Origin of the sequence: Rhodopirellula maiorica SM1 (assembly GCF_000346295.1) — a bacterium.
Lineage (GTDB): Bacteria > Planctomycetota > Planctomycetia > Pirellulales > Pirellulaceae > Novipirellula > Novipirellula maiorica.
The window spans coordinates 1-9,982 of the sequence record NZ_ANOG01000202.1 but is presented as its reverse complement, the minus strand read 5'-3'; the positions used below and the strand labels follow the sequence as shown (position 1 = coordinate 9,982).

Sequence of the window (9,982 nt, the reverse complement as noted above, 5' to 3'; positions counted from 1 at the left end):
CCTCGATTTCATCCAGGATCCAACCACGTTGAAAAAACTCGTGCAAAAGTAGCCTAGGTTGTCAACCTGTAGGTCTGATTCCCAGCGGCTGGCCGCTACGGCTGCCGCTTCGGTGTTCATTCGGTGCCGGACGTTTGACGTTCCAGCAGTTCAGCGTCCATGTGCCTGTGCGGCGGTATTCGATTCCGAAAGTTCGTCGAAAAAATTAGGCAGCGTTTTGGTCACGCACCCGATCGCGATCACGCTCTTGTTCGCGAGGCATCAGTGCGGCCAGCGATTGCACTGACTTGATGTGCAGGTCACGCTGTGGGAACGCAATTTCAATCCCCGATCGTCGCAATTCGTTTACGATTGCCGAATTCAATTCATTGAGCACGACCGTATAGACATCCCGTTTTGGAATGAAAACGTGGAGCCGAATGTCAAGCGTGCTTTCAGCAAACCCTTTGAACAACGTGCTTGGTGCAGGTTCCTTTAGGACTGACGGATTTCGTTCGGCAATCTTCAGCAGGATCCGTTGCACTTGGGCAACGTCGGTTCCATACGCCACGCCCACGGGTAGTACGATGCGGCTGATCGGGTCGGATAGCGTCCAGTTGATTACATTGTCGGTGATGAATTTTTTGTTTGGCACAATCATCTCGCGGCGATCGAAATCGGTAATCGTGGTTGCCCGCATTTGCATACGAGAGACATTGCCGGTCAGGTCACCGACGGTCACCATATCCCCGACGCGAATGGGGCGTTCGAACAAAATGATCAGACCGCTGACCAGATTGGCAAAAATTTCTTGCAATCCGAAACCCAACCCCACCGTCATGGCGGCGGCCAACCACTGAACGCTGCTCCAGGACAAGCGGATCACCTGACAGGCAAAAAGGATGCCGGCGATGGTGGCGGCGTAGCGAACCAGGATTGAAACGGCTTGATGTGTCCCCGATTCCAATGGCAAACGGTCCAGCACGGTTAGTGCTAAAACGCTGGGCAGTCGTCGTCCGATCATCATGGTTGCCATGACAACCAAAATCGCTGCAATCGCGTCGGTCAGCGTCGTGGGGACCGAACGATCTGTCATTACCACAGACTGGTAACCTTGGCGATCGACCACGGTTTCAGCAATCGTTTCAATGTTGGTCCACAGCACGACGCGGTCGAGCACACGCAGCGCGGGCAATACATCGGACCAAATGATCCATCCACCACAGATCAACAGCATCACGCTGCCCCAACGCAGCAGATCACAAAATTCGGAATTAACGGTCTCTTGCAAATCGACGGGAGCGAGCATGTCAGAATCCGCGTCGTCGTCATCGGAATTCGTCGGACTTGCCAACACCTCAAGCGATTGGGCTTGTTCGGCTTCTGCGGCGATTTGCTTCGCTAACGCTCGGTTGAAACCGGTGACTTCTAGCCAACAGATCGCCAACGAGTACAACACGATAATCCCCACCAACGCGATACCGGTCTCGGCCAGTCGGCCTGATAATTGGTAGGCCGAAAAATGGTAGCCGACCAAGGACAAAATCGCGAACGCAATCGGGGCGCCCGTGACGGCCAACCAAATTGGATGCCGCAAGCGATAGGTCATCGACGTCGAATCCTCGCGTTGCAAACACAGCATGAACGGGCCCCAGGGGCGAACCAGCCATCCGATTTGAAGTCCGACAAAGGCCAGAATTGAGATAAAAAGTAGACGCTGCAGACTCCGCATTTCCGCGACTTCGCTGAACTGAGTTAATTGCAGCAGAGCGAAAACGGGCGTGCCAACAAAAACGGTCAAATCGACCACGTTGCGTACTTTTGCTAGGGCGGTTGGCGACCACTTGAACACACGTTCGCCGACCCCTTCGCGACGCGACAGTTCACGGACCAGCGAACAGGCCCATAGGAACAGCACCGTGGTCACGCAGGCGTCACCCACGGCTTGGGTCCATTCGGTGGATCCACTCGCCATTCGCAACCGGCATCCCGCCGCCAGCAGCAGGATCGGCCAGCGAACCGCTAGGAAAACCGTGATTCCAAAGGCGGCTGCATACCTTAGAAAGCTAGCTTCGGTACCGGGTTCAGGAGGTTGAGATAAACGACGAACGGCGGCCAGCATTTGGGCATGAAAAAGTAGCAGCAGCAGGAACGACGACGCCAAAAAGACCATGATGATTGGACGGCGAAGCATGTCGCCCGCAAACACCTGAGCGACTTCGATCCATTTCGACGGCGCCATCAGCGACAAGAACCCTTTGGATGCCTCACGCAGGTCCTTTAGTGCGATTGCATCGGAGCTGCGGATCCAAAGGACACGCTGATCGAGGAACTGACGAAATTCGTCGACCTGAGTTTCCACCGTCTGGTTGATCAACTCGAGTTCATTCAATTTTCGCAGCAGCGATTCTTCGTCCGCGATGGCGTTGTCAAGCAAGTCGCGGCGATCACGCAGCAACCGCGACACCACGCTGACCACATTGTCGTGATCATATTGCTGGACCGATGCCGCCAATGATTCGACCATTAACTTGGCTGCTTCATCCGGGTCGGACACGTCCCGCCGCATCTGTTTCCATTCGGTCAATTGCAAATGCGTGGCCGGCATCTCGGTTTCCACGATCTCGACCCGTTTGGCGAACTCTTCGGGCTTGGGCAATTCGCCTCGCTGTTTCTGTAGCAACAAACCGGTGGACGATGTCGCACCGGCATGCTCGACTTTGGAACGCAGCGTTTCAAACGCTTCGTCAAAATGTTTGTTCTTGGCCTGCAGCTGCTCGTGCATCTTGCCAATTCGCTCGATGTCGGCTGCGGTTTTAATGCGGGACTCGGCGATCTCAGCATTCACCTCGGCCGCTGATTTCAGCGCGGGGTGAGATTCATCGGCAACGCGTCGCGCCTCGGCCGCTTGGCGTAGCGATTCGTCTTTTCGCCATTTGTCGACCGCGGTCTGCCAGCTGACGAGCTGTTTTTTTCGGTGGTTTAGCGTGCGGTTGGTCAGGTCGCGTTGCAGCGGCAACAGTGGTGCAACCTCTTCGAGTCGCCGGCGTTCAGCTTTTATCGTGATTAATTGCTGTTCGAGACATAACACCCGAGCTTGCTGTTCGATGGATTGAACTCGGCTGGAAAGTTCTTCGGTGCCAAGCGTTGCGACTTGCTTTTTGGCGTCGCCCAATCGCTTTTCGAGTTCGACGGTCTCTTTAGCAAGGTCGCCAAGACGCACCGTCCGATTTTCGATCTCGCGTTCTTTCCGCTGCAGTTCCTTTTCGTCGGCTTCGATCTGAGTCCGCAGACCAATCAACTGTTGCTCTAGTTGCGCAATGGTGCCACCGGCGGGGACCACGGCGGGCTCCGGTTCGGGCGGTGCCGCGACACCGGCTTGTGCTTCGGCGAGAACCGTGGGCAGCGTCAGTAGGAACGTTTCAATTTCGGCCAAGCGTTTCTTGGCAACTTCTTGGTTGTCCAACCATTCGGTGGCTTTACGAAGTCGCTCGACGTATGTCTTGCGATCCTCTTCGGATAGATTGGTTGCCGCTTCGATCGACGCTAATTCGGTTGCGATGGTCTCTTTTTTGATGACCGTAGCAACTTTGGCCTCGGGCGCTGCACTTGGTTCGGTAAAGGATGCGGGAACCACGACGTCTTCAAGATGGACCTGAACCGCCGTGGGCAATGGAACGTTTTCCGGCAGCGCAAATCCTTGCTCGGCCTGTGCCGGAGCGGCCGCGATGATCAGGGCTGCCATCGCCAGAAAGGCTGCAACGTGTCGCAATAGGCAGTTCGATTGATTCATACAAGTTGTTTTTTAGGCTCGTGGCAGATGGCAGCAGACACACCGCTGCACAGGAACTTCGAATACGCAATCCGTACGTGAACGGTCAAGCCGCAAAACGAGTGAAGATTCCGTCTGGATAGATAATCCGATCTAACGTTCACGTATCCACCGATAGCGGAACGCTACGGTTGGCATCGTCACCGGCGAGAGCGTCTTGGGCGGTAAGACACCGGGTGATGCGTGGAATCCGGGCGCCAACATGAACGTCCGGAATAGGACGACTTCGTTGTCCCCCAACGCCGTTGAGTAACGACGGTCATTGCCGCGCGGGTAAGTCTCGCTCTGCGTGTTCCAGTCCGACGGACCAGAGGATCTGCTCGACGTATGCTTGCGTCGGAGGTGGCTGCTTAGCGTTCGGTCGTGCGGACGGCTTGGGCGACGCGAATGTGAGGCGTGTTCAATCCTTGCAGGTAACTGCGGGTTCCATGCACGCGAACTTCGCTGTTTAGATGCATTCGCAGATTTAGCCCCGGTGACGGAGTCGCATAAGCGAGCGTGCGGCCGGTGCTGTCGGTGATCGCAAAGGGTGGACTGTCTTTCCGCGCCGAGTAGACTTGGACCAAGAATCCTGTCGCAGTCAATTCGTCACTGCCGTTCGGAACGCTGTCGGTCGCTGCGGTGCCGGACGGGATGTGTGGTGCCTCGGAGGTGGCCGGCAGCATGATTTGCGGTCGCGTTTGGACAGGGGCGATCGACTGCGTGGGGCTGATTGACTGTACGGGGCTGATTGACTGTACGGGGCTGATTGACGAGACCGACAATGACGCCGGTACCGTCGGTAGCAACGGGGCGTGCGACGCCTGGATCACGGCGTTTCCATCTCGGCGCTGAGCCACATTTTGATATTTTTGAATTCGTTCGGTCAGCGAACGAGCTCGGTCTGCGGTCACTTGGTCCGTGGTTGATATGGCGATCTGGTTGGCTGCTCTTGCGACTGGCTCCATCTCGGCTGCCGAGGCGCTCGCTGCCATCAGCCGTGAAAAAATCAGGCTGAGTCTTTCGATGTCAGCGGTTCTGGCTTCGGTTTCGATCGCCGCAATCGCGGCCGCCGACACATAGCGTGTTGCCGGAGAGGGAGAGGCCGGAATCGGAGACGCTAATGGGGTTGGTGTGACCGAGGGTGGGTTGACTGGCTGGATGCCGGCGACTTGTTGTACCGAGTTGGTGCGGCTCCGTGTCGATCCGGCTACCCAATTCGTTTCCACCGATGAGGTTCCGACACTGGGCGGGGTATCACCGGGCGACGTGCGATCAAGTAAGCCGCCACCGATTTGGCGAATACCGGCGTCGATATCGGATAACCGAGGACGGCCAATAAATTCGACCGATGCCAACAGCCCACGTTTGGACATTGCCTCGTTGACGGTTTCTGACTGGGTGGTTTCACGCGCCGCACGCTCGCCGGGGTTGGATTGCCATTGCTGGCGGACGCCGCTGCCGATCGCTTCGCCCGATGTGTGGGCATCATGTACGAGAGGTGCTTCGCGCAGCTGGGGCGGATTGTCGTCTGCGACCTGCGACAGCGCTGCTGATGCACGTTGATCGCCTACGCGCGAATCGGCGATTTGTTCCCCATCGGGATCGCGAAGCAGTACCGAAGGTGTGTCTTGTAGTGCCGCGGAGGTGGCCTGTGACCGGCGACGGCTCGATGAATCGGAGCTCAAAGTGCCACGTCCGGCGAACGAGTCTTCCTCGTCGTCGGCGACGCTGGCGTGTTCAGACGAGTCGTCGCGGTTGGCGATGCTGTCGCGCGAGCGTGTATGGCGGGCGGTGATGCTGCCGCCGGGTAAGAATTCGATGTCGGTGTTTCGATCTTTTCGGATTGCCTGGACCAGTTGTTCGGCGCTCTCGGCAATTTGGCTTTGATGTACCCAGCGGAATTCGCCCGACGGAGGAACAATGCGGTACCACATTCGCGGCCCATCCGCTCCTTCGCGTTCGCCTTTTCCGATGATCGTGACTGGTTCACCGACGGCCAGTTGGACTTGCCAGCGAAATTGGCGAGCACGTCCCAGGTGAGTTCCGATCCAGGCGACCGTGCGATCTTCGGTAACCACGGCCGTGTCGCCGTCGCGGGCGATTTCGACTGCATCGGCGGGAACCCAGCAAAAGCTGTCGTCCGGGGGACGGACGCCGAGCCATCCGTCGACGGTTTCGACGTAGACCTCGAGTTCTTGTCCATAGCGAAGCGGGTCGGTGCGGTAGAATTCGTCCGAAGGGCCGCATCGCGCATACGCCTCGTCTTGGGCAACAAAGACGACGTAGGGATCCGATGCTAGACTGCCGTCATCCGCCCTCAGCGAAGTCCAATCCGCAACGCAGGCCACCGCACTCAGTGCGACAACGCTTAGCCATGAAGCATTTATTGGCGAACCCATGAGAACAAATTCTCTGTACACGAATCAAAATTTCTGGAAACAATTGGTTCGTTGTTAGCGATTTCGTAGCGATGGGGACAAGAGGAATCTTTTTGAAAGGATCGAATTTCCGGCATTGCCAAGATTTGGGTCCTTGGGCTGAGGGGCGGACGAAGGTGCATCACAACCAGATCGGTTTATCGTTTTGCCCGTTTACCTCTTGGCAGCCCCCTCTAGAATCGTGTAGTCAAGATGGCGGTGGTGGGAAGGAATCACCCCACGTTCGAACACACTTAGCTGATAACCTCTCAGCGATGCTGGCCGCTGCGGCATGTTTGCAATGCTATTGCTAGGACTCTGGTCATGACGATTCTGATTAGCTGCGAAATGGGAGGCGAACTCGTGCCCCCCTGGCTGGTTCGTCAGCCGGTCTCGGGAGAACGTTCGGTGATGGAGCCAGCGTTCGTCGAGTCGGCGAAGATAGAGACCCGTCGCAGCGAGTTTCCAGCCGAAGTAAATCTCAGTGGGGCCATTGGCGATGAGGTCAATCGGAGTGAAGCGAATCGCAGTGAAATAAATCGGCAGGATGAATCGTTTCAGAGCGGTGGCAGCGACCTGTTGCCTGGCCAGTTTCCTGAAAAGTTGCCTGGGGATGCCGCCGCTCGCTATGTCGCTCGGCGAATGGCATCGTTGTTGCAATCGCCGCTCGTTGAAAATAAATACGCTGCCGACCTGATCGACGTCACTCGGTCGTCTCGACACCGCAGCGTGATGCCGCCAGCGGTTCGCAAATGGCCGTGTGAAGAACGCGATCGGCTGGTTCAGGAGGTGCATGCTGAATATCGAAACCGGATTCGCAATGCAGTCGAGCAACATTCCCTGCGACACGGATTCACCATCCATATCTCGATTCGTTCATTTGCCTTGAGGAGCGAAGGTCGGCTGCGACGCACCGATGTTGGATTGCTGTATGATCCGTCACGCGAGGACGAAATGGCGTTCTGTCTCGACTGGATCGACGAGATGTACGATTGGGCGCCGATGATTCGGGTTCGTCGCAACTATCCCCGACGCGGAACGACCGAGAGCATCGTCACGGCGATGAGAAACCATTTCACGGCGGACCGTTATATCGGCGTGGAATTGCTGCTGAACCGAGCTTGGGCCGGCCGCCGGGTCGCGTTGCGAGATCAAGCGATCGAAGGGATTTGTCGATCGCTTGACGAAGTCCTCGATTTCCAGTCGGCCGATGCGGCTTAGAATCGCCAGGGGGCCCGTTTCCCCAATCGGAGTTCCCTCTGCTATCGGCGTTCCAGAGGCCGTGTCATGCTAAAGTGACTCTATTGACGCTAACTCATTATGATTTCTATACTTCAGCGCTTCGGTCGCCGGGCGTCGCCCGCCTATCGCCCCGAGTGAATCAATGACACCTCTTTCTACGTGTCAATTTAATCCAAATAAGACGAATTGATGAAAAGCGAACGCCGACACGAACTGCAAGAAAACATCCTCGCCAACTATCTTGCCCGAATCAATCAATCGATCGAACCCTATTCGCGTCCGATCGGGATTGCGGTCGCATTGTTGTTGGTTGGCGGCATTGGCTACGCCATTTACAGCAGCAAAGTCAGCGAAGATCGCAGCCAAGCGACGTTCGAGCTTTTGATGCAGCAAACCGGTTCGCAGGATCCAGAGGGTCTGGCGTCGGTGAGCGTAAAGTACCCTAATACCCCAGCCGCCGCATGGGCCCACCTTTACCAAGGCAGTGCCTTGTTGGCTCAGGGGACACGGTCGCTGTACGTCAACCGAATGGATGCGGAAGATGAGTTGAATGGAGCGAGCAAGGCGTTCCGCAACGCAATTTCCGAAGGCAAGAACGATTTGTTGCTCTCGCGCGCCAATTTTGGGATTGCTCGCAGCGAGGAAGCACTCGGGAATCTCGATAAGGCAATCGCGGCCTACAAAGAATGTGCTCGCATCGGCGAATCCGAGGAAATGGTCGAAGCGTGCGAGGAGCGAATTGCCGCGCTTTCCAAAGAGAGCACCAAAGACTTTTTGGCTTGGTTCAAGGATCAAGATTTTTCGCCAAGCGATCCATCGGCTCCCCCGTCGCTGCCAAGCGGAGCGATGTTGCCTGAAATGCCCGATTTGGATCTGCCCGACCTCGGCGGGGCCAGCGACGAAGAACCCGGCGATGGTTTGAACCTTCCCGAAGATGACGCTGAAATGACCGACCAAGCCGCGGTCACAGAAAAGCCAGCGGAAGAAGCGCCCGCTGAAGGGAAACCTGCTGAGGAAAAAACAGCTGAAGAAACGCCAGCTGAAGAGAAACCTGCTGAGGAAATGCCAGCAGGCGACGAAAAGCCGGCTGCGGACGACGAGGACGCGGCGGAAGAAAAGGCTCCAGCAGCGGAAGAGGAAACGCAGTTGAATCCTCCTGCCAAAGACTCCGACGAAGCAACACCCGAGGCGGAAGCGGAGGTAGAGGAAGCTGCGGAGACCCCCGAAGTCAGCGAAACGACCGAGGCGGACGAGACGCCTGTGGCAGATGAAGCTAAGTCAGAGTCAGACGCGTCGTGATCAAAGATTCCTCTGACGATGATATCGTGCTCGGTCCCGATCAAACGGATGCGGACGCGGTGAATGAAGACCTCGATGGCGATGACCTCGATGCCGATGGCACTGGCGTTGACGTCCGTGTTGGCGAAGATGTCTTTCGGGACATCGTCGTTCCTGAATCGGCCAACGGCCAACGGATCGATTTCTTTTTGACACAGGCGTGTGACGGATTCAGCCGTACACAGATCACCCAGGCGATCCAGGCCGAGGGGGCAACGCTCGACGGACGGACGGTTCGGCCGAGTGTTCGCATTCAGGCGAGCCAGCGAATTCGTTTTCGTATGCCTGAGCCGCCGACCGACGACACGGTACCCGAGAACATCCCGTTGGATGTGTTGTACGAGGACGACGGGTTGGTTGTCGTCAACAAACCTCCCGGGATGGTCGTTCACCCAGCACGCGGTAATTGGACTGGCACGTTGACCAGCGCGTTGGCGTTTCGTTTTCAGTCGCTATCGGATGTGGGCGGGCCGACGCGGCCAGGAATCGTGCATCGGCTGGACCGCGACACCAGCGGTGTGATCGTGGTTGCCAAAACCAACGCCGTGCATATGCATTTGTCGGAGCAGTTCGCCAACCGCGTGGTCCAGAAAGAATATTTTGCGATCACGGCGGCGAGAATCGATCGCGACCGCGACATCATCGACATGCCGATTGGTCGCCATCCGTATCAGCGGGACAAAATGGCGATTCGCGAGCATCATGAAACCAGTAAGCCTGCGTCGACGTTCTACGAAGTCATCAGCCGCCACGGCCGCTTTACGCAAGTTCGTGTGAAACCAAAGACAGGTCGCACGCACCAAATCCGAGTGCATTTGTCGCATCTCGGCGCTGCGATTCTTTGCGATCGGCTGTACGCCGGGCACGCCGAAGTCACAATGGGGATGTTGACCGGAACGCATGACGCCAGCAAAGACACGGTGCTGTTAGACCGGCAAGCGCTACACGCTCGCAAGTTGACCTTCGAGCATCCGCAAAGCGGCAAGTCGATGACGTTCGAGGCACCGTTACCAGCGGACATCATGCGAGTGATCGACGTGCTCGAGCAAGATTCGTAGCAAAGTGGGATAGGCATCCTGCCTGTCATCAGCGTCCTTTGACATTTCTCGTTGGATGCCACTCAAAATACGCTCGTTCCCAGGCTCCTGCCTGGGAACGCACTGCTTTCGAGGCTCCCGCCTCGTCTTTGCAT

Annotated in this window: 5 protein-coding genes; 3 read left to right on the top strand and 2 right to left on the bottom strand. The window is 56.8% G+C overall.

What is annotated here, in order from left to right; genetic code table 11:
* Positions 1–205: 205 nt before the first annotated feature.
* Positions 206–3,772, bottom strand: a complete 3,567-nt coding sequence (locus tag RMSM_RS06230) for a mechanosensitive ion channel domain-containing protein (RefSeq protein WP_008693112.1) — start codon at positions 3,770–3,772, stop codon at positions 206–208.
* 389 nt (positions 3,773–4,161) lie between these two features.
* On the bottom strand, positions 4,162–6,192 hold the full coding sequence (locus tag RMSM_RS06225) for a hypothetical protein (protein ID WP_040764363.1): 2,031 nt from the start codon (positions 6,190–6,192) through the stop codon (positions 4,162–4,164).
* Between the two features lie 342 nt (positions 6,193–6,534).
* On the opposite strand from RMSM_RS06225, the gene RMSM_RS06220 reads away from it, so the two are divergent.
* From RMSM_RS06220 to RMSM_RS06210, 3 genes are all read left to right on the top strand, one after another.
* The gene (locus RMSM_RS06220) at positions 6,535–7,431 is read left to right on the top strand and encodes an N-formylglutamate amidohydrolase (protein WP_008693109.1); all 897 of its coding nucleotides are present in this window, start codon (positions 6,535–6,537) and stop codon (positions 7,429–7,431) included.
* A gap of 210 nt (positions 7,432–7,641) precedes the next feature.
* On the top strand, positions 7,642–8,751 hold the full coding sequence (locus tag RMSM_RS06215; RefSeq protein WP_008693108.1) for a YfgM family protein: 1,110 nt from the start codon (positions 7,642–7,644) through the stop codon (positions 8,749–8,751).
* Positions 8,752–8,894: 143 nt separating this feature from the next.
* Positions 8,895–9,848, top strand: a complete 954-nt coding sequence (locus tag RMSM_RS06210) for an RluA family pseudouridine synthase (RefSeq protein ID WP_040764366.1) — start codon at positions 8,895–8,897, stop codon at positions 9,846–9,848.
* The last annotated feature ends 134 nt before the right edge of the window (positions 9,849–9,982 follow it).

Coding starts and splice junctions, on each gene's coding strand:
- RMSM_RS06215 (WP_008693108.1), top strand. CDS start 7,642: ATGAAAAGCGAACGCCGACACGAACTGCAAGAAAACATCCTCGCCAAC.
- RMSM_RS06225 (WP_040764363.1), bottom strand. CDS start 6,192: ATGGGTTCGCCAATAAATGCTTCATGGCTAAGCGTTGTCGCACTGAGT.
- RMSM_RS06220 (WP_008693109.1), top strand. CDS start 6,535: ATGACGATTCTGATTAGCTGCGAAATGGGAGGCGAACTCGTGCCCCCC.
- RMSM_RS06230 (WP_008693112.1), bottom strand. CDS start 3,772: ATGAATCAATCGAACTGCCTATTGCGACACGTTGCAGCCTTTCTGGCG.